19 protein-coding genes are annotated in these 19632 nt (G+C 70.6%); 3 read left to right on the forward strand and 16 right to left on the reverse strand.

Features of this window, described 5'->3' with window-relative positions; genetic code table 11:
- Positions 1–2: 2 nt before the first annotated feature.
- From AC5RVZ_RS27240 to prmC, 10 genes are all read right to left on the reverse strand, one after another.
- Positions 3–899 carry a F0F1 ATP synthase subunit gamma gene (locus tag AC5RVZ_RS27240; RefSeq protein WP_494068742.1) on the reverse strand — a complete coding sequence of 299 codons (897 nt, stop codon included), beginning with the start codon at positions 897–899 and terminating at the stop codon, positions 3–5.
- Between the two features lie 20 nt (positions 900–919).
- A complete protein-coding gene (atpA, locus tag AC5RVZ_RS27245; protein ID WP_494068743.1) occupies positions 920–2557 on the reverse strand; it encodes a F0F1 ATP synthase subunit alpha in 1638 nt (545 codons plus the stop codon).
- A 60-nt stretch (positions 2558–2617) separates the two neighbouring features.
- The gene (locus tag AC5RVZ_RS27250; protein WP_494068744.1) at positions 2618–3409 is read right to left on the reverse strand and encodes a F0F1 ATP synthase subunit delta; all 792 of its coding nucleotides are present in this window, start codon (positions 3407–3409) and stop codon (positions 2618–2620) included.
- On the reverse strand, positions 3409–3969 hold the full coding sequence (locus AC5RVZ_RS27255) for a F0F1 ATP synthase subunit B (protein ID WP_494068745.1): 561 nt from the start codon (positions 3967–3969) through the stop codon (positions 3409–3411). The genes AC5RVZ_RS27250 and AC5RVZ_RS27255 overlap by 1 nt, the downstream gene beginning before the upstream one ends.
- 29 nt (positions 3970–3998) lie before the next feature.
- A complete protein-coding gene (gene atpE / locus AC5RVZ_RS27260; protein ID WP_292728372.1) occupies positions 3999–4232 on the reverse strand; it encodes an ATP synthase F0 subunit C in 234 nt (77 codons plus the stop codon).
- A gap of 45 nt (positions 4233–4277) precedes the next feature.
- Positions 4278–5072 carry a F0F1 ATP synthase subunit A gene (gene atpB / locus AC5RVZ_RS27265; protein ID WP_494068890.1) on the reverse strand — a complete coding sequence of 265 codons (795 nt, stop codon included), beginning with the start codon at positions 5070–5072 and terminating at the stop codon, positions 4278–4280.
- Between the two features lie 171 nt (positions 5073–5243).
- The gene (locus AC5RVZ_RS27270; protein WP_494068746.1) at positions 5244–5726 is read right to left on the reverse strand and encodes a Cg1360 family ATP-synthase-associated protein; all 483 of its coding nucleotides are present in this window, start codon (positions 5724–5726) and stop codon (positions 5244–5246) included.
- Complete coding sequence (locus AC5RVZ_RS27275; RefSeq protein WP_494068747.1) at positions 5723–6886, reverse strand: MraY family glycosyltransferase; 1164 nt, start codon at positions 6884–6886, stop codon at positions 5723–5725. The genes AC5RVZ_RS27270 and AC5RVZ_RS27275 overlap by 4 nt, the downstream gene beginning before the upstream one ends.
- Positions 6883–7617, reverse strand: coding sequence for an L-threonylcarbamoyladenylate synthase (locus AC5RVZ_RS27280; RefSeq protein WP_494068748.1), 735 nt, complete (start codon positions 7615–7617; stop codon positions 6883–6885). Before AC5RVZ_RS27280 ends, AC5RVZ_RS27275 begins: the two co-directional genes overlap by 4 nt.
- Positions 7618–7674: 57 nt before the next feature.
- Positions 7675–8553 carry a peptide chain release factor N(5)-glutamine methyltransferase gene (gene prmC, locus AC5RVZ_RS27285; protein ID WP_494068749.1) on the reverse strand — a complete coding sequence of 293 codons (879 nt, stop codon included), beginning with the start codon at positions 8551–8553 and terminating at the stop codon, positions 7675–7677.
- Positions 8554–8675: 122 nt separating this feature from the next.
- On the opposite strand from prmC, the gene cysK (AC5RVZ_RS27290) reads away from it, so the two are divergent.
- The 3 genes from cysK (AC5RVZ_RS27290) (at position 8676) to epsC (ending at position 11232) form a co-directional block, all read left to right on the forward strand.
- Positions 8676–9614 (forward strand): cysteine synthase A, encoded by a 939-nt coding sequence (gene cysK, locus AC5RVZ_RS27290; RefSeq protein ID WP_494068750.1) that lies wholly within the window; start codon positions 8676–8678, stop codon positions 9612–9614.
- An 86-nt stretch (positions 9615–9700) separates the two neighbouring features.
- Positions 9701–10654: a cysteine synthase A gene (gene cysK, locus AC5RVZ_RS27295; RefSeq protein ID WP_494068751.1), complete on the forward strand. Its 954-nt coding sequence runs from the start codon at positions 9701–9703 to the stop codon at positions 10652–10654.
- On the forward strand, positions 10651–11232 hold the full coding sequence (gene epsC, locus AC5RVZ_RS27300; RefSeq protein ID WP_494068752.1) for a serine O-acetyltransferase EpsC: 582 nt from the start codon (positions 10651–10653) through the stop codon (positions 11230–11232). Before cysK (AC5RVZ_RS27295) ends, epsC begins: the two co-directional genes overlap by 4 nt.
- Before the next feature lie 147 nt (positions 11233–11379).
- Here the strand turns inward: epsC and prfA are convergent, their stop codons facing one another.
- The 6 genes from prfA to lysA all read right to left on the reverse strand — a co-directional run bounded on the left by prfA (position 11380) and on the right by lysA (position 19531).
- The gene (prfA, locus tag AC5RVZ_RS27305) at positions 11380–12459 is read right to left on the reverse strand and encodes a peptide chain release factor 1 (protein ID WP_494068753.1); all 1080 of its coding nucleotides are present in this window, start codon (positions 12457–12459) and stop codon (positions 11380–11382) included.
- 13 nt (positions 12460–12472) lie between these two features.
- Positions 12473–14488, reverse strand: coding sequence for a transcription termination factor Rho (gene rho / locus AC5RVZ_RS27310; RefSeq protein WP_494068754.1), 2016 nt, complete (start codon positions 14486–14488; stop codon positions 12473–12475).
- 205 nt (positions 14489–14693) lie between these two features.
- Positions 14694–15641 (reverse strand): homoserine kinase, encoded by a 948-nt coding sequence (gene thrB / locus AC5RVZ_RS27315; RefSeq protein ID WP_494068755.1) that lies wholly within the window; start codon positions 15639–15641, stop codon positions 14694–14696.
- Positions 15638–16747, reverse strand: coding sequence for a threonine synthase (thrC, locus tag AC5RVZ_RS27320; protein ID WP_494068756.1), 1110 nt, complete (start codon positions 16745–16747; stop codon positions 15638–15640). The genes thrB and thrC overlap by 4 nt, the downstream gene beginning before the upstream one ends.
- Position 16748: 1 nt before the next feature.
- Positions 16749–18056 (reverse strand): homoserine dehydrogenase, encoded by a 1308-nt coding sequence (locus AC5RVZ_RS27325; RefSeq protein WP_494068757.1) that lies wholly within the window; start codon positions 18054–18056, stop codon positions 16749–16751.
- Positions 18053–19531, reverse strand: a complete 1479-nt coding sequence (lysA, locus tag AC5RVZ_RS27330; RefSeq protein WP_494068758.1) for a diaminopimelate decarboxylase — start codon at positions 19529–19531, stop codon at positions 18053–18055. The genes AC5RVZ_RS27325 and lysA overlap by 4 nt, the downstream gene beginning before the upstream one ends.
- Positions 19532–19632 lie beyond the last annotated feature (101 nt).

Consider the following 19632-nt stretch of genomic DNA (forward strand, 5'->3'; position numbering starts at 1 on the left):
GTCTATTTGCCCGACGCCAGAGCGTCGGCGCCGCCGACGATCTCGGCGATCTGCTGCGTGATCTCGGCCTGGCGCGCGTTGTTGCGCAGGCGCGTGTAGTCGGTGATGAGCTTGTCGGCGTTGTCGCTGGCCGACTTCATCGCCTTCTGCGTCGCGGCGTGCTTGGCCGCCGACGACTGCAGCAGGGCGTTGAAGACGCGGCTCTGGATGTACACCGGCAGCAGCGCGTCCAGCACGGTGGCGGCATCCGGCTCGAACTCGTACAGCGGGTACACCTGCGCGGAAGATGTCTCCTCCGCCTCGACGACCTCCAGCGGAAGCAGGCGGACCGTCTCGGGCGTCTGCGTCATCATGCTGACGAAGCGGTTGTAGACGAGGTGGATCTCGTCCACGCCGCCGTCCGCGCCGCCGCGGTTGTACGCGTCCAGAAGCGTCGCGGCGATCTCCTCCGCCGTGTGGAAGTGGGGCGTGTCGGTGTCACCGGTCCACTCCGCCGCACTGTCCATACGACGGAACTGGAAGTACCCAACGGCCTTGCGGCCGACGAGATAGAACACCGGCTCCTTGCCCTGCTCGCGCACCAGCTGCGCCAGCTCCAGTCCCTCACGGAGGATCTGCGAGTTGAACGCGCCGGCGAGGCCGCGGTCCGACGTGAAGATCACGACGGCGGAGCGGCGGATCGTCTCACGCTCGACGGTCAGCGGGTGGTCGACATTGGAGTGCGTCGCCACGGCGGAGACGGCCCGCGTGACGGCCCGCGCGAAGGGCGACGACGCGCGCACACGCGCCATCGCCTTCTGGATGCGCGAAGCCGCGATGAGCTCCATCGCCTTCGTGATCTTCTTGGTCGTCTGAGCAGAACTGATCTTCTGCTTGTAGACCCGCAGTTGTGCGCCCATGGTCTTAGCCCTCGCCCGCCTTAGCGGCGGCCCTTGACGATCTTCTCCTGGTTCACGTCGTCGGCCTCCGCAGCCGCGACCTCCTCGTGACCGGGCTTGCCGATGGCCTGGCCCTTGCCGGCGCGGAACTCGAGGATGAACTCGTCGGTCTTCTTGTCGAGCTCGGCGACCGTGGCGTCATCGAGCACGTTGGTCTCGCGCAGCGTGTCGAGGATCGTCGTGTTGCGGCGCAGGTAGTCCAGCAGCTCGCGCTCGAACGACAGCACGTCCTCGACCTCGATCGAGTCCAGCTTGCCGTTCGTGCCCGCCCAGATCGAGACGACCTGCTCCTCCACCGGGTACGGCGAGTACTGCGGCTGCTTGAGCAGCTCGGTCAGGCGCGCGCCGCGCGCCAGCTGCCGACGGGATGCCGCATCCAGGTCGCTGGCGAACATCGCGAACGCCTCGAGCGAGCGGTACTGCGCCAGCTCGAGCTTCAGGGTGCCCGAGACCTTCTTGATCGACTTCACCTGTGCGTCACCGCCGACTCGCGACACCGAGATGCCCACGTCGACCGCCGGACGCTGGTTGGCGTTGAACAGGTCGGACTGCAGGAAGATCTGGCCGTCGGTGATCGAGATCACGTTGGTCGGGATGTACGCCGAGACATCGTTGGCCTTCGTCTCGATGATCGGCAGACCGGTCATCGATCCGCCGCCCAGCTCGTCGGACAGCTTCGCGCAGCGCTCGAGCAGACGCGAGTGCAGGTAGAAGACGTCTCCGGGGTACGCCTCGCGACCTGGCGGGCGGCGCAGCAGCAGCGAGACGGCGCGGTACGCCTCGGCCTGCTTCGACAGGTCGTCGAAGATGATCAGGACGTGCTTGCCGCCGTACATCCAGTGCTGGCCGATGGCCGATCCGGTGTACGGGGCGAGGTACTTGAAGCCGGCCGGGTCAGACGCGGGCGCCGCCACGATGGTGGTGTACTCCATCGCGCCGGCGTCCTCGAGCGCGCCCTTGACGGCCGCGATCGTCGAGCCCTTCTGGCCGATGGCGACGTAGATGCAGCGGACCTGCTTGCTGACGTCGCCGGACTCCCAGTTGGCCTTCTGGTTGATGATGGTGTCGATCGCGATGGCGGTCTTGCCGGTCTGGCGGTCGCCGATGATCAGCTGACGCTGGCCGCGGCCGACCGGGATCATCGCGTCGATGGCCTTGATGCCGGTCTGCAGGGGCTCGTGCACGCTCTTGCGCTGCATGACGCCCGGCGCCTGCAGCTCGAGGGCGCGGCGGCCTTCGGACGCGATCGTCCCGAGACCGTCGATCGGGTTGCCCAGCGGGTCGACCACGCGGCCGAGGTAGCCGTCGCCGACCGGCACCGAGAGGACCTCGCCGGTGCGGGTGACGGGCGTGCCGGCCTCGATGCCGGAGAACTCGCCGAGCACGACGACGCCGATCTCGTGCTCGTCGAGGTTCTGGGCGAGGCCGAGGGTGCCGTCCTCGAACGTCACGAGCTCGTTGGCCATGACGCCGGGCAGGCCCTCGACGTGTGCGATGCCGTCGGCGGCGTCGATGACGCTGCCGACCTCGGTCGCCGCGGCGCCCGTGGGCTCGTAGGCGGCGACGAAGTCCTTCAGCGCGTCACGAATGACGTCGGGGCTGATTGAGAGATCTGCCATTGTCTTCCTTCGTTCGTGGGGCCTCGGCCCCGAAATCTCCGCCCGGCGGCGGGAAGTCTGTTAGCCGGCCAGCCGCTGACGGAGGTCCGCCAGGCGAGCCGACACGCTCGCGTCGATCACATCGTCCGCAATCTGCACGCGCACGCCGCCGACCACGCTCGGGTCGACCACGGTGTTGATGCTGACCTGGGATCCGTAGCGCTTGGACAGCGCCGCCGTCAGCCGCTCGATCTGCGCGGAGCTCAGGGGCGCGGCGGCGACCACCGTCGCGACCGTGCGGCCGCGCTGGTCGGCGACCACCTTGGTCGCACGCGAGAGGATCTGCCGCACGCGGCGCTCGCGCGGGTGACGGATCAGGGATGCCGCGATGAGGGTCGTCGCCTCGCTCGCGCGCCCCTTCAGCAGCGACTCCACGAGCGCCGCCTTCGAGGACGAGTCGCCGCGGCGGCTCCCGAGCGCGAGCTCGAGCTCGGCATTGCCCGCCACCGTCCGCGAGAAGGCGAACAGCTCGGCCTCGACGTCGGCGGCGGGATCGCTGATCGCTGCCGCGCGGACCGCGAGCTCCTCGATGCCGTCGACCAGGTCGGCCGCCGATGACCAGCGCTGCTCGACCGCGGTGGTCAGCAGCGATGCCGTGGCGGGGCTCACCGCCTTGCCGAACACATCGGTGACGACCTGGCGGCGCGCCTGCACCGGTGCAGCGGAATCGGCGAGCGCGCCGCTCAGGTGCGACGAGTCGCTCACGGCGCGCGCCACGGCGAACAGCTCACGGGCGACGTCGAGGTCGATGCCGGACGTGACGCCGAGCGCGGCGGTGGTCGCCGTCACGGCCTGAGTGGTCGCGCTGCCCATTACCGTGCCGCCGTCTCTGGCTCGGAGGCCTCGAGCTCGGCGAGGAAGCGGTCGACGACAGCCTGAGCCTTCGCGTCGTCCGAGAGCGTCTCACCGATGACGCCACCGGCGAGGTCGAGGGCGAGCGTGCCCACCTCGCTGCGCAGCGACACCAGGGCAGCCTGGCGCTCGGCCTCGATCTGCGCGTGCGCCGCGGCGGTGAGGCGTGCAGCCTCGGCTGCGGCGGTCTCCTTCGCCTCGGCGACGATCTTCCTGCCGTCCTCACGGGCGGCGTCGCGGATCTCACCGGCTTCCTTGCGGGCGGCGGCCAACTGGGCGGTGTACTCCTCGAGCGCCGCCTCGGCCTTGCGCTGGGCCTCGTCCGCCTTGGCGATGTTGCCCTCGATCGCGGCGGCGCGCTCGTCGAGCAGCTTCTTCATCCGCGGAAGGGCGACCTTCCAGAAGAGGAAGAGGATGACGACGAAGCAGACCGCCGACCAGATGATGTCGTACCAGGCGGGGATGAGCGGGTTGTGCGCCGCACCCTCTTCCGCCGCGTACGCGACAAGAGCGTTCTGCATCCTGTCTCCTTAGGACTGGGGAACGGCGATCAGACGAAGATGAAGTAGGTTGCGATGCCGATGAAGGCGAGCGCCTCGGTGAAGGCGATACCGATCCACATGAGCACCTGGAGGCGGCCGGCCAGCTCGGGCTGGCGCGCAACGCCCTCGATCGTCTTGCCGACGACGATGCCCACGCCGATCGCCGGACCGATCGCGGCGAGGCCGTAACCCATCGTCGCGACGTTTCCGGTGACCTGGGCGAGAACCGTAGTTGCGTCCACGGGGTGTTTTCCTTTCGGTTGTGGGCGGCTTTCGAGCCGACCCGCTTAGTGCTCTTCCGCGACCGCGAGCTGGATGTAGACCGCGGTGAGAAGGGCGAAGACGTACGCCTGGAGGACGGCCACCAGGACTTCGAACAGGGTGAAGACGAAGCCGAACGCGAGGCTGCCGGCTGCCAGCGCCGACCACCATCCTCCGAGGTCGAGCAGGAAGAACTGCGTCGCGGCGAAGAACAGGACCAGCAGCAGGTGCCCGACCATCATGTTCATGAGCAGTCGGAGGGTCAGCGTCACCGGCCGGATGATGAAGGTCGAGATCAGCTCGATCGGCGTGACGATGAAGTAGATCGGCCACGGCACACCCGACGGGAAGAGCGAGTTCTTGAAGAAGTTCTTCGGGCTCTTCTTGATGCCGGCGTAGACGAAGGTCACATAGCTGACCACGGCGAGCAGCAGCGGCACCGCGATGATGCTCGTTCCGGCGATGTTCAGGAACGGGATGATGCCCGTCAGGTTCATGAACAGCACCATGAAGAAGATCGTCGTGAGGATCGGCAGGAAGCGCTGAGCGTCCTTCTTGCCGAGAAGGTCCTCGCCGATGTTCACCCGCGCGAAGTCCAGCCCCATCTCGACGATGCTCTGGAACCGGCCGGGGACGACGCGCATGCGGCGGGTGCCGAGCCAGAAGACCAGCACGAGGACGATGGTCGCCAGGAACTGGATCAGGTGGATCCGGTGGACAGGGATGACACCGAAGGCGTAGAACAGGATCTCCGGGAAGAACTCCTCGATGGAGGGTCCGTGGAACTCCGGGGGCGCGTCCGCGGCAAGGGGGGCGATCAGGGTCGCAGCTTGAGTAATCAGCGCTGGCTCCAGCTTCGGGGCATCGGTGAAGAACCGTTGCGACGATGGTCGGTGAGCGTCACTCCGCAAGGGCTCGCGGAGCGAGCGGGCGGGCGCGGAAACAGCCTATCAAACTTGAGAGGTCGCAGAATCCGCGGCTGGTCCGGGGACTCAGGCGCTCCCGGAGCCCGGCCGGTCGGAGGCATCCGGGTCGGTGGGGAGCTCCACATCGCTGACGTGCGGCACGCGCATGCGCAGGAGCACCACGACGTCGACCAGCAGTGAGGCGAGCACGCTCGCCACGACCGCGACGAAGAACACCGTCGGCTGGATCCACGGCTGATCGCGCAGCACCAGCAGGGCGACGATGAAGATGATGAACTTCAGGATCCAGCCGCCCAGCACGATGCCGAAGAACAACGGCACATAGAGGGCGTCGCCGTACCAGCGGTTGGCGACGAGGATGCTCGCCGCGGTGATGGCCAGGAACACCGCGGCCACGAGGACGCCGACGAGCGCGCTCCACAGGCCGGTGGTCCCCGCGACGAGGAAGCCGATCACGGCGCCTGCGACCGCGAGCGCCGCGGTGACGGCGCCGGACCACACCAGGACGGTGCGCAGGATCGGGGTGCTGGACACGGGACTGGGGCTCATGCGGCCTCCTCCAGGGTGGGCTCGTTGTCGCGCGCGCGGCGGCGAGAGGGCAGGAAGGTAACCACGAGGCACGCCGCGACGCCGACGAGGCCGTACAGCACGCCGAACAGGTAGTCGCCCGGCCACTCCAGCGTCGTGCCGATGTACATCAGCAGCACCGCCAGGCTCACCAGGGCCGTCCACGCGTAGAAGATCAGGACGGCGGCACGGTCCGAATGGCCCATGTCGAGCATCCGGTGGTGCAGGTGCTTGCGGTCGGGCGAGAACGGTGACTTGCCCTTGCTCATGCGGCGTATGACGGCCAGGCCGAAATCGAGCAGCGGAAGCAGCACGACCACCACGGGCAGCAGGATGGGGATGAACGCACCGAGCAGCTGCGAGCGGCCGAACTCGTCGTTGTCCCCCACGATCGCCGGGTCGAGCTGACCGGTGATGGCGATGGCCGAGCACGCCATGAGCAGCCCCAGCATGAGCGCGCCGGCGTCGCCCATGAACAGCCTCGCCGGGCCCCAGTTCATCGGAAGGAAGCCCAGGCACGCGCCGATGAGCACCGCGGCGATCAGCGACGCGAGGTTGAAGTAGGTGCTCGCCCCCGTGTCGCGCACCATCATGTACGAGTACGCGAAGAACACCACGTTGGCGATCAGGCAGACGCCGGCGACCAGCCCGTCCAGTCCGTCGATGAAGTTCACCGCGTTCATCACGATCACGATCGAGAAGAGCGTGAGGGTGAAGCTCGCCCAGCTGGAGAAGATCGCCATGCCCCCGATGGGGAGCGTGTAGATCTGCAGCTGCCCGAACCACGCGATGACGCCGGCCGCGAGGAACTGGGCGCCGAGCTTGATGGTCCAGTCGAGGTCCCACAGGTCGTCGAGCGCGCCGACGATCACGATGAGCGCGGTCGCGCCCAGCAGCGCGTAGATCTGCTGGGGGTTGGACCACACGATCGAGAAGAACGGATGCTGCGCCGAGACGGCGAACGCGGCAACCACGCCCAGGAACATGGCGATGCCGCCCAGACGCGGCGTGGGCGTCTTGTGCACGTCGCGCTCCCGGATGCCGGGATACAGCTTGTACTTGAGACTGATGCGCCACACCGCCCACGACAGGACGAAGGTCAGCGCGGCCGTGAGCAGGACGATGAAGACGTACTGCTTCACTGCGATCCCGGCTCCGCCCCCGACGCATCGGGAGCCGCAGCCGGGGAAGCCTCCGCGTCGCCCGAGGGGTCGGCCTCGAGCAGGTCGCCGAGCACCTCGCGCAGCTGCGCCCGGTCGACGGCTCCTTCGCGCAGCACGCGCACGATCGGCTCGTCACCGCCCACGAGCGCGGTCGCGTCGACGATCGTCGAGGCGATCCCCGTCTTGGACGGGCCGTCGCTGAGGTAGATCGCGACGCTCTCGCCCAGCATGTCGCGGGCGTCCTCGGCGGTGATCCCGGCTGCCATGCCGGTGAGATTGGCGCTGGAGACGGCGAGCGGCCCGGTCTCCTCGAGCAGCTCCAGCGCGATGCGGTGAGCCGGCATCCGGACGGCGACCGTGCCACGGGTCTCTCCCAGATCCCACGACAGCGACGGCTGCGCCGGAAGCACGATGGTGAGCCCACCCGGCCAGAACGCCTCGATGAGGCGCTCCACCGCTTCGGGCACCTCGGCGACGAGCGCGCGCAGCGTCGTCACACCGGCCACGAGCACGGGCGGCGGCGACTGCCGGCCCCGGCCCTTGGCCTCCAGCAGCCGCATCACGGCCTTCGGGTCGAACGCGTCGGCGGCGACGCCGTACACGGTGTCGGTGGGGATGACGACCAGCTCGCCGCGGCCGATCGCCTGGCGGGCCTGACGCATGCCGGACAGCAGCTCGGATTCGTCACGGCAGTCGAAGATGGGGGACATGTCGCCGACAGTCTAGTCAGGCACGCCTGTGGCGACCGTCCGAGCACGCCGCACCGGTCATGGCCGCACGGCGGTGGTGGCCCGGTCCCGCAGCGTCAGGTCCGGGTGCGTCGCGGCCGCGCGCCAGCCGTCCGCCGTGAGGAGATCCCGGATCTGCTCGCCCTGCCACTCGCCGTGCTCGATCACGATCGTCCCGCCTGGATGCGCCAGACGCAGGCCCACGCGGCTGACCACCCGCACCACGTCCAGTCCGTCGGCACCGCCGTACAGCGCCTGCGGCGGATCGAAGAACCGCACCTCCGGGTCGCGAGGGATCGCGGCATCCGGCACATACGGGGGGTTGGACGCGACGACCGAGACCGTGCCGTCGAGATCGGGAAAGGCCCGCTCGAGATCGATGAAGGCCAGCCGGGCGTTGTCGGCGCGCGCGGCGGCGAAGTTCTCCTTGGCCCACACGAACGCGTCGACGGAGTTCTCGGCCGCGTAGACCCTCGCGTGCGGCACCTCGGTCGCCATCGCCAGCGCGATCGCCCCGCTTCCGGTGCCGAGGTCCACGCCGATCGGCTCCGCCGATGCCGCGGCGCGGAGGGCGTCGATGGCCAGCTGGGCGACCATCTCGGTCTCTGGCCGCGGCACGAACACGCCGGGCCCGACGCGCAGCTCGAGGTGGCGGAACGGCGCGACGCCGGTGATGTGCTGCAGAGGCTCCCGCGTCGCCCGGCGTTCGGCGAGCTCATCGAGCCGACTCGCGTCCGCGGGCGCGATCTGGTCGCCGCGCACCGCCGCCGCCTGCACACTCCCCCGCGCGCCGCCCAGGACGAAGGCGGCCAGCAGCTCGGCATCCACGCCGGGGTCGGGCACTCCCGCCTCGGCCAGACGGGCGGTCACGCGCCGGAGCACATCCGACAGAGCCAGGGATTCGCGGTGGGAAGGCATGACCGCACCACACTACGCCGCGCAGGATAGCGCCTGGCGCCGCGGCCGTCATACAGGATCGCGAGGAACGAGCTCCCCTTAGGCTGGTGCTCGATCCGCCTGAACCCGTGAAAGGCTCCGATATGACCGGCATCCATCCCGACATCACGTCAGCTTTCGGCAACACCCCGCTCGTCCGTCTGAACCGCGTCGCGGAAGGCGTCGGCGGCAATGTGCTGGCGAAGCTCGAGTTCTACAGCCCCGCCTCGAGCGTGAAGGACCGCATCGGCATCGCCATCGTCGACGCGGCGGAGGCGTCCGGCCAGCTGCGGCCCGGCGGCACGATCGTCGAGGCCACGAGCGGCAACACCGGCATCGCGCTGGCCATGGTCGGCGCCGCGCGCGGCTACCGCGTCGTCCTGGCGATGCCGTCGTCGATGTCGATGGAGCGCCGCCTCCTGCTGAAGGGGTACGGCGCCGAGCTGGTGCTCACCGATCCCGCCGGCGGCATGAAGGGCGCGGTCGCCAAGGCCGAGGAGCTCGTCGCCGAGATCCCCGGCGCCATCCTCGCGCGTCAGTTCGAGAACGAGGCGAACCCCGCGATCCACCGCAAGACCACCGCCGAGGAGATCCTGCGCGACACCGACGGAAAGGTCGACTACTTCGTCGCCGGCATCGGCACCGGCGGCACCATCACCGGAGTCGGCCAGGTCCTCAAGGAGCGCGTCCCGGAGGCGAAGGTCATCGCCGTCGAGCCGGCGGACTCCCCGCTGCTGACCAAGGGCACTCCCGGCCCCCACAAGATCCAGGGCATCGGCCCGAACTTCGTCCCGGCGATCCTGGACCGCGACGTGATCGACGAGGTCATCGACGTCGAGTTCGCCGACGCGCTCGCCACCGCGCGCGCCGTCGGCGCGAAGGACGGCATCCTCGTGGGCATCTCCTCGGGTGCCGCGGTCTGGGCCGCGCTCCAGATCGCCGGACGCCCGGAGGCGGAGGGCAAGAACATCGTCGTCATCATCCCCTCGTTCGGCGAGCGCTACCTCTCGACGCCGCTGTTCGAGGATCTGCGCGAGAATTGACCCACCACGACGGCGCGGCGGCCGGCCCGAGCGGATCGGGCGCCGCCGCGCCGTCGGCGTCTCGACCACGAGGAGAGAAGGACGGCGTGCCAGGCATCCATCCCGACATCACCACCGCCTTCGGCGACACCCCGCTGGTGCGGCTGAATGCGCTGCCGGAGGGCACCGACGCGGAGGTGCTGGCCAAGCTCGAGTTCTACAACCCGGGCTCGAGTGTCAAGGACCGTCTGGGGTTCGCCCTCGTCGAGGCCGCGGAGGCGGCCGGCGAGCTGCAGCCCGGCGGCACGATCGTGGAGTCCACCAGCGGCAACACCGGCATCGCGCTCGCCCTCATCGGGGCGGCACGCGGCTACCGCGTGATCCTCACCATGCCGGCGTCGATGTCCAAGGAGCGCCGGACGCTCCTGAAGGCGTACGGCGCCGAGCTCGTCCTCACCGACCCGTACAAGGGCATGACCGAAGCGGTCGAGACGGCCAAGCGCATCGCCGCCGAGACGCCGGGTGCGGTGCTCGCGCGACAGTTCGAGCACGAGGCGAACGCGGCGATCCACCGGCGCACGACGGCCGAGGAGATCTGGCGCGACACCGACGGGCGCGTCGACTGGTTCGTCGCGGGCTCGGGCACCGGCGGCACCGTCACGGGGGTGGGACAGGTGCTCAAGCAGCGCAACCCGGACGTGCGGATCGTGCTCGTGGAGCCCAAGGACTCCCCCGTCCTCACCGAGGGCCGCGCCGGCGGTCACCGGATCCAGGGCATCGGACCCAACTTCGTGCCCGCGGTCCTGGACCGCTCGGTGATCGACGAGATCGTCGACGTGGAGTTCGACGACGCGATCCGCGTCGCCCGCGATCTGGCCACGCGGGAGGGGATCCTCGCGGGCATGTCGGCCGGCGCGGCGGTGTGGGCGGCGCTCGAGATCGCCGCTCGTCCGGAAGCGGCCGGGCAGCGCATCGTCGTCGTGGTGCCGGACTCGGGCGAGCGGTACCTCTCCACCGCGCTGTACGAGCACCTCCGCGAGCCGGAGGCGGAGCGCTCGTGAGCGGTCGCGTCGGAATCCTCGCCCGCGTGCGCGAAGACGTCGCCGCGGCCAAGCTCCGCGACCCCGCGGCGCGCAACGGGCTCGAGATCGCCCTTCTGTACCCCGGCCTGCACGCCATCTGGGCGCACCGGCTCTGGCACGCGCTGTGGCGGCGCCGCGCCCGGCTGCTCGCACGCGCCGGCTCGCAGGTGACCCGCCTGCTCACCGGCATCGAGATCCACCCGGGCGCCCGGATCGGCCGCCGGTTCTTCATCGACCACGGCATGGGCGTCGTCATCGGGGAGACCGCCGAGATCGGCGACGACGTCCTTCTCTACCACGGCGTGACGCTGGGCGGTCGGCAGCGAGAAGGCGGCAAGCGGCATCCCACCCTCGAGGACGGCGTGGCGGTGGGCGCCGGCGCGAAGATCCTCGGGCCCGTCACAGTCGGCGCCGGGTCGGTCGTGGGGGCCAACGCCGTCGTGACGAAGGACGCGCCGCCGGACAGCGTGCTGGTCGGCGTGCCGGCCAAGCCGCGCCTGCGACGCGCCGGCGAAGACACCCGCGCCGTTCTCACCGCCCCCGAGTACCAGATCTGACCGGGTCCCGCCCGGCGCTGCCGGCGGCGAGCCGTGTGCGGTGCGCAGGAGGAGTGGCCCTCCGCAGGAGATTCCGGCGGCGAGGGGCCTGGTGCGACGCACTTCTCCTGTTGAAGGCGCGGCGGACGGCACCGCGACGCCGACGCCTCAGTCGTCGGAGCCGAGGGCTGCCAGTCGCGCCTCTTCGTCGGCCTGGATCGCGGACTCGATGATCGGCTCGAGCGCGCCGTCCATCACCTGGTCGAGGTTGTACGCCTTGTAGCCGGTGCGGTGGTCCGCGATCCGGTTCTCGGGGAAGTTGTACGTGCGGATGCGCTCGGAGCGGTCCATGCCGCGGATCTGGGACTTCCGGGCATCGGATGCCGCCGCCTCGAGCTCCTCCTGCTGCTTGGCCAGCAGCCGGGCCCGCAGCACGCGCATGCCGGCCTCGCGGTTCTGCAGCTGCGACTTCTCGTTCTGCATCGACACCACGATCCCCGTCGGAAGGTGCGTGATGCGCACGGCGGAGTCCGTCGTGTTGACGGACTGGCCGCCGGGACCGGAGGAGCGGAACACGTCGATCTTGAGGTCCGACGGGTTGATCTCGATCTCGTCGGGCTCGTCGACCTCGGGGAAGACCAGCACACCGGTCGTCGAGGTGTGGATGCGCCCCTGCGACTCGGTCGCCGGCACCCGCTGCACGCGGTGCACGCCGCCCTCGTACTTCAGGTGCGCCCACACGCCCTGCGCCGGGTCGGTCGAGGAGCCCTTGATAGCCACCTGGACGTCCTTGTAGCCGCCGAGGTCGGACTCGTTGCGCTCGAGCAGCTCCGTCTTCCAGCCCTTGGACGCGGCGTACTGCAGGTACATCCGCAGAAGATCGGCGGCGAACAGCGCGCTCTCGGCGCCGCCCTCCCCCTGCTTGATCTCCATGATCACATCGCGCGCGTCGTCGGGATCGCGCGGGATGAGCAGACGCCGCAGGCGCTCCTGCGCCTCGGCGAGCTTCGCCTCCAGCGCCGGCACCTCCTCGGCGAACGCCTCATCCTCACGGGCGAGCTCACGGGCGGCCTCGAGATCGTCGGATGCCGCGAGCCAGTCCTCGTGCGCCTTGACGATCCTCGACAGCTCGGCGTAGCGCCGGTTGACGCGCTTCGCGCGCGCCGCATCGGCGTGCACCGCAGGATCGGAGAGCTCGGCCTGGACCGCCGCGTGCTCCTCGATCAGGCCCTTGACGGACTCGAACACCGTGCTCCCCGCGTCAGCGGATGCTGTTGTCGTGCGCGTGCCCGTGGCTGCCGCCGTGCCCGTTCGTGGGCGCCGGGATCGACTTCTGCATCTGCACGAGGAACTCGACGTTCGACTGGGTCTCCTTGAGCTTGCCCAGCACGACCTCGAGCGCCTGCTGCGGGTCCAGCCCCGCCAGCGCGCGGCGCAGCTTCCAGGTGATCTTCACCTCGTCGGGCGAGAGCAGCATCTCCTCGCGGCGCGTGCTGGACGCGTTCACGTCGACGGCCGGGAAGATCCGCTTGTCGGCGAGGTGGCGGTTCAGGCGCAGCTCGCTGTTGCCGGTGCCCTTGAACTCCTCGAAGATGACGTCGTCCATCTTGGACCCGGTCTCCACGAGCGCGGTCGCGAGGATCGTGAGCGATCCGCCGTTCTCGATGTTGCGGGCCGCGCCGAAGAAGCGCTTGGGCGGGTACAGCGCCGAGGCGTCGACTCCACCCGTCAGCACACGGCCGGAGGTGGGCGCCGAGATGTTGTAGGCACGGCCGAGGCGCGTGATCGAGTCGAGCAGCACGACCACGTCGCGGCCCAGCTCCACGAGGCGCTTGGCGCGCTCGATCGCGAGCTCGGCGACGGTGGTGTGGTCCTCGGCCGGACGGTCGAAGGTCGAGGCGATGACCTCGCCCTTGACGGTGCGCTGCATGTCGGTGACCTCTTCGGGGCGCTCGTCGACGAGCACGACCATGAGGTGGACCTCGGGGTTGTTCGCGGCGATCGCGTTCGCGATCTGCTGCAGCACGATCGTCTTGCCGGCCTTGGGCGGCGCGACGATGAGGCCGCGCTGTCCCTTGCCGATCGGCGCGACGAGGTCGATGATGCGCTGGGTGAGCTTCTCGGGAGCCGTCTCGAGGCGCAGTCGCTCCTGCGGGTACAGCGGCGTCAGCTTGCCGAACTCCACCCGGGTGGCGGCGTCGTCGACCGACAGGCCGTTGATGGCGTCCACCTTGACCAGCGCGTTGTACTTCTGGCGGCTGGACTGCTCGCCCTCGCGCGGCTGCTTGATGGCGCCGACGACGGCGTCACCCTTGCGCAGGTTGTACTTCTTGACCTGGCCGAGCGAGACGTAGACGTCGCTGGGGCCGGGGAGGTAGCCGGTCGTGCGGACGAAGGCGTAGTTGTCGAGCACGTCGAGGATGCCGGCGATCGGGATGAGGACGTCGTCCTCGCCGATCTCGGTCTCGAACTCGTCGGCCGGGGTCTGGCCGCGGCGCTTGTTGCGCTGACGGTTGCGGCCACCGCCCTGCTCCTCCTCGACCGGCTCGGGCTTGGGGGCTTCGACCGCGGGGCTCTGAGCGTTCTGGCCGTTCTGCTGACCCTGCGCGTTGTCCTTGCGGTTGCGGTTGCGGCTGCGGCTGCGGCTGCGGCTGCGGCTCGGAGTCTCGCTCTCAGCCTCGGACGGCTGCTCGCCGGCCTCGCCGGCTGCCCCGGCCTGCTCGCCGGCCTCGCCGGCTGCGCCGGCCGCGGGCGCCTCGCCGGGCTGCTCGGCGGATGCCTCAGGCGCGGGCGCCTCGGGCGACTCGGCCGCGGGCGCGTCGGCGGAAGCTGCGCCCTCCTCGGCCTGCTCCGCGGGCTGCGCCTCGGCGGGTGCGGCGCCTTGGTCCGCAGCCGCCTGGTCGGTCGCGGGGACGTCGGTGCTCTTCGCGCGGCGCGGCGCACGCTTGCGGGGGGCCTTGGCCGGCTTCTCGGCGGGCGCGTCGGCAGCCTCTGCAGGCGCGGCGACCGCCGCGTCGGCGGCGGGCTCGGGGGTCTCCGCCGGCGCATCCGTCGGCGCCGCCTCGGCGGGCGCCTCCGTCGCGTCCGCGGCGGGGACCGACTCGGCGTCGGCGTCCTCGGCGCCGGTCACGGCTTCCTCGGTGGTGTCGCCGGCCGGGGCGGGCGCCTGGGCGGCCGCGTCCGCGGTGGTGGACGTGTCGACGCTCTGAGCGGCCTCGGGCGCTTCCGCGCGCTCGTCGGCCGGTGCGTCAGTGTGGATCTCGGAGATGGACTCCACGAGTTCTCCCTTGTGAAAACGAACGGTTGTGCACGACCGCGCGACGCGCTGTGCGGCGGATCTGCCGCCCTTCGACCGGTTGTTGCGCCTGTCGAAACACAGGTTCCGCCGACGGAGTGAGAGACCGCGAGGGTGATCAGGGACCGTCAGAGGTTGGTGCCGTGCGGTGGTTTCGCAGAATTGCGACGGAGGCCAGATTCACGTCTTACGTGGAACCCTCCGCGTACTCCCTCACTGTACCACCCTTGAAGTCGACGGCGAGCATGAGGGCCTCCCACGGGGTGTCGGTCACGCGCTGGGCCAGCGCGGCCGCCTCCAGACGGCGCCCCGGTCCGTCGGCGAGCACGAGCACGCTGGGACCCGCACCGGAGACGACCGCCGCGAAGTTCTCGCTGCGCAGCGCCCGCACCAGCGCGTCCGTCTCCGGCATGGCGCTCGCGCGGTAGTTCTGATGGAGCTTGTCCTCGGTCGCGGCCTGCAGCAGTTCCGGGCTCTGCGTGAGCGCGGCGATGAGCAGCGCCGAGCGCGAGACGTTGAACACCGCGTCCTCCCGTGGGACCTGCAGCGGCTGCAGGCTCCGGGCGAGCTTCGTCGACATGGTGAACTCCGGCACGAACACCAGCGGTGACACACCGCGGTGCACCATCAGCTTCTTGTGCTGCGGGCCGGTCTCGTCGACCCATGCGATGGTCAGGCCGCCGAAGAGCGCCGGCGCGACGTTGTCGGGGTGCCCCTCCAGCTCGGTGGCCAGCCGCAGCAGCGCGTCCGGCCCCAGCTCCACATCACCCTCGAGCAGCCCCTTGGCGGCGAGCAGCCCGGAGACGACGGCCGCGCCCGACGAGCCGAGCCCTCGTCCGTGCGGGATGACGTTGCGCGCCACCAGACGCAGCCCCGGCATCCGCCGCCCCACCGCTTCGTACGCGTAGGCGATCGAGCGGACCACGAGGTTCGATGCGTCGCGCGGGACGTCGTCGGCGCCCTGCCCCTCCACGCGGATGTCGAGCTGCCCCTCGGGCAGCGCCATCACCTCGAGCTCGTCGTAGACGCTCAGGGCGAGCCCCAGGGTGTCGAAGCCCGGACCGAGGTTCGCGCTGGTCGCCGGCACCCGGACCAGCACGCGGCGACCGGGCTCCGGTGCGACGGCTGCGTTCACGCCTGCGATCCGCGCGCGTCGGCCGGCTCGGCGACGGGCGCGAGGTCCAGCACGGAGGCGACCTCGGTGGTCGAGGCGTCCACAACGGTGGGCTCGACCTGGCTGCCGTCGGCGTTGCGCAGCGCCCACTGCGGGTCCTTCAGACCGTGCCCGGTGACCGTGAGCACCACGCGTGCGCCCTGCGGCACGACACCGGCCTCGACGCGGTCGAGAAGTCCCGCGACGCTGATCGCCGAGGCGGGCTCGACGAAAATGCCCACCTCGCCGGCGAGGAGCTTCTGCGCCGCGAGGATGCGCTCGTCGTCGATCGCGCCGAAGTATCCGTCGGTCGCCTCTCGCGCCTCGAGCGCGAGCTCCCACGACGCGGGGTTGCCGATGCGGATGGCGCTGGCCACCGTCTCGGGATTGCGCACGACCTCACCGCGCACCAGCGGTGCCGAGCCCTCGGCCTGGAAGCCGAACATGCGGGGCACCCGGGTGGACACGCCGCCCTCTGCCTCCTCGCGGTACCCCCGCGTGTAAGCGGTGTAGTTGCCGGCGTTGCCGACAGGGATGAAGTGGAAGTCGGGGGCGTCGCCCAGCTGCGCCACGACCTCGTACGCCGCGGTCTTCTGCCCGTCGATCCGGTCGGGGTTGACGGAGTTGACCAGGTGCACCGGATACCGGTCGGCGAGCTCGCGGGCGATCTCGAGGCAGTCGTCGAAGTTGCCTCGGATCTGGATCAGGCGTCCGTTGTGGGCGACGGCCTGGCTGAGCTTGCCCATCGCGATCTTGCCCTCGGGGACGAGGACCGCCGCGGTGATGCCGGCGTGCGCGGCGTAGGCCGCCGCGGAGGCGGACGTGTTCCCCGTCGACGCGCAGATGACCGCCTGAGCGCCGTGCTCGATGGCCCGCGAGACCGCCACGGTCATTCCGCGGTCCTTGAACGAGCCGGTCGGGTTCATCCCCTCGAACTTCACCCAGACGTCGGCGCCGGTGCGGCGCGACAGGGCGGGGGCGGGCAGGAGCGGCGTGCCGCCCTCGCCCAGCGTGATCACGGTCGAGGCGTCCGTGACGCCCAACCGGTCCGCGTACTCGCGGAGGACTCCGCGCCAGACGTGTGCCATGTCAGTCTCCTTCCACCCGCAGCACCGAGACGACGCGTTCGACCACGCCGCTCGCGGCGAGGCGGTCCACCGTCTCGCTCAGGTCCTGCTCCAGTGCCTTGTGCGTGCCGATCACCAGTCGCGCGGTCTCGGCGTCCTCGCCGGTGACCGTCTGCTCCAGCGTCGCGATCGAGACCCGCCCGTCGCTGAGGATGCCGGCGACCGTGGCGAGGACGCCGGGCTGATCGTCGACCTCGAGCGTGATCTGATACCTCGTGATGACGCGCCCGATCGCCACGATCGGCAGGTCGGCGAGCGTCGACTCGCCGACGCCCACGCCACCGGCGATGTGGCGGCGCGCCGCCGAGACGACGTCGCCGAGGACGGCCGAGGCGGTCTGCACGCCGCCGGCACCCGCGCCGTAGAACATCAGGTTCCCTGCCGCCTCCGCCTGCACGAAGACGGCGTTGTTGGCGCCGTGCACGCTGGCCAGGGGGTGGGCTCGGTCGATGAGCGCCGGGTAGACCCGCACCGAGATCGACTCGCTGCCGGATGCCTCGCTGAGGCGTTCGCACACCGCCAGGAGCTTGACGACGTAGCCGGCGTGGCGTGCGGCGTCCATCATCGCCTTGTCGATCCCCGTGATGCCCTCGCGGTGGACCGCGTCCAGGGGCACCGTGGTGTGGAACGCCAGGCTCGCGAGGATCGCCGCCTTCTGCGCGGCGTCGTAGCCCTCGACGTCGGCCGTGGGATCGGCCTCGGCGTAGCCGAGCCGCTGCGCGTCGGCGAGCACGTCCGCGAACTCCGCGCCTTCGGTGTCCATGCGGTCCAGGATGTAGTTCGTCGTGCCGTTGACGATGCCCATGATGCGCTGCACGCGGTCGCCGGCGAGCGAGTCCCGTAGGGGGCGGATGATCGGGATCGCCCCGGCCGCCGCCGCCTCGTAGTAGACCTCGGCGCCCACCTGGTCGGCCGCGTCGAAGATCTCCGGGCCGTGGGTGGCCAGCAGCGCCTTGTTGGCGGTCACGATGTCCGCGCCGGAGTTGATCGCCTGCAGCAGATAGGTGCGCGCCGGCTCGATGCCGCCCATCAGCTCGATGACGATGTCGGATCCGACGATGAGCGACTCCGCATCCGTGGTGAGCAGCTCGCGAGGCAGGTCCGCCTCGCGCGGGGCGTCGATGTCGCGCACGGCGATCCCGACCAGCTCGAGCCGTGCGCCTGCGCGGTCGGCGAGCTCGTCGGCGTGCCGTCGCAGCAGCGCCGCGACCTGTGAGCCGACGGCCCCGGCTCCCAGGAGCGCGACGCGGAGGCGGCGGTAGTCCGTCACTTCGACTCGCTCCGCTCGCTCGATACAGACATGTCGTTCCCTTCCGTCGGGGCGTCGCCGGCTGGCACCCGGGCGCGCGCTGCGTAGCCGGTGTCGCGCGCGAGCAGATCGTCGATCGTCTCGCCGCGCACGATCACCCGGGCCTCTCCCCCGCGCAGCGCCACGACGGGCGGGCGGGGGACGTAGTTGTAGTTGCTCGAGAGCGGGAAGCCGTACGCGCCGGTGGCCGGCACGGCCAGGATGTCCCCGGGCGCGATGTCGGCCGGAAGGTACTCGGCATCCACCACGATGTCGCCCGACTCGCAGTGCTTGCCCACGACGCGCGCGAGCGCCGGCTCGGCGTCGCTGGTGCGGGAGGCGATCCGGGCGGAGTAGTGCGCGCCGTAGAGCGCGGGGCGGGGGTTGTCGCTCATGCCGCCGTCGACGCTGACGTACAGCCGGCTGTCGCCGCTCTCGAGTGCGACGGGCTTGATGGTGCCGACCTCGTACAGCGTGACGCCGGCTCGGCCGACGATCGCCCGGCCTGGTTCGAAGGCGAGGGTCGGAACCGGGATGCCGCGCACCTCGCACTGCCGCGCGACGGCGTCGACGATGCCGCTCGCGAGCTGTTCGATCGGCGTCGGGTCGTCGGCGGCCGTGTAGGCGATGCCGAACCCGCCGCCGAGGTTGAGCACGGGCAGCTCGCCGCCCTCGCGCAGCTGCGCGTGCAGCTCGACGATGCGGCCGGCGGACTCCTCGAAGCCGGCGGTGCCGAAGATCTGGGACCCGATGTGGCAGTGCAGGCCGATGAGCTCGAGGCCCGGGAGCTCGCGGATCCGCGCGACCGCTGCGGGAGCGTCGGTCATCGTGAAGCCGAACTTCTGATCCTCGTGCGCCGTCGCGAGGAAATCGTGGGTCTCGGCGTGAACGCCGCTGTTGACCCGCACGAGCACCGCCTGGGTCGCTCCCCGCCGCTCGACGATGGCGGCGAGTCGTTCGATCTCGATGAGGCTGTCGATGATGATCGAGCCGATGCCGACCTCGACCGCGCGCTCGAGCTCTGCGAGGGACTTGTTGTTCCCGTGGAAGCCGATCATCGCCGGCTCGGCACCGCCGGCGAGCGTCACCGCGAGCTCTCCGCCGGTGCAGACGTCGACGGCGAGGCCCTCCTCGGTGACCCACCGCACCACTTCGGTGCTGAGGAAGGCCTTCCCCGCGTAGTAGACCCGCGCCTGGGCGCCGTGCCGGGCGGCGGCTGCGCGGAAGGCATCCGAGGTGCGCCGCGCCGTGGCGCGGACCTGATCCTCGTCGAGGACGTACAGCGGCGTGCCGAACTGCTCACGCAGCCGCGTCGCCGGGATGCCGCCGAGCGCGAGCACGCCGTCGTCCGCGCGCGCAGCCGACTCCGGCCACACCGCGGCGACGAGCTCGTTCGGATTCGTGGGCCGCTCGAGCCAGAAGGGGGCGACGGCGGCGGAGTGCGAGTCGGCGGACACGGGGGACCAATCGGATGGGAGCTTCGACGCGGGCCGCCCGGGGCGCCGTGCGGCGCGGATTCGGCGGCGGAGAGGTCACGCCGGGCGGTCCTTGCAGTCTA

The sequence above is a fragment of the Arthrobacter sp. Cza30 genome, from assembly GCF_059090765.1.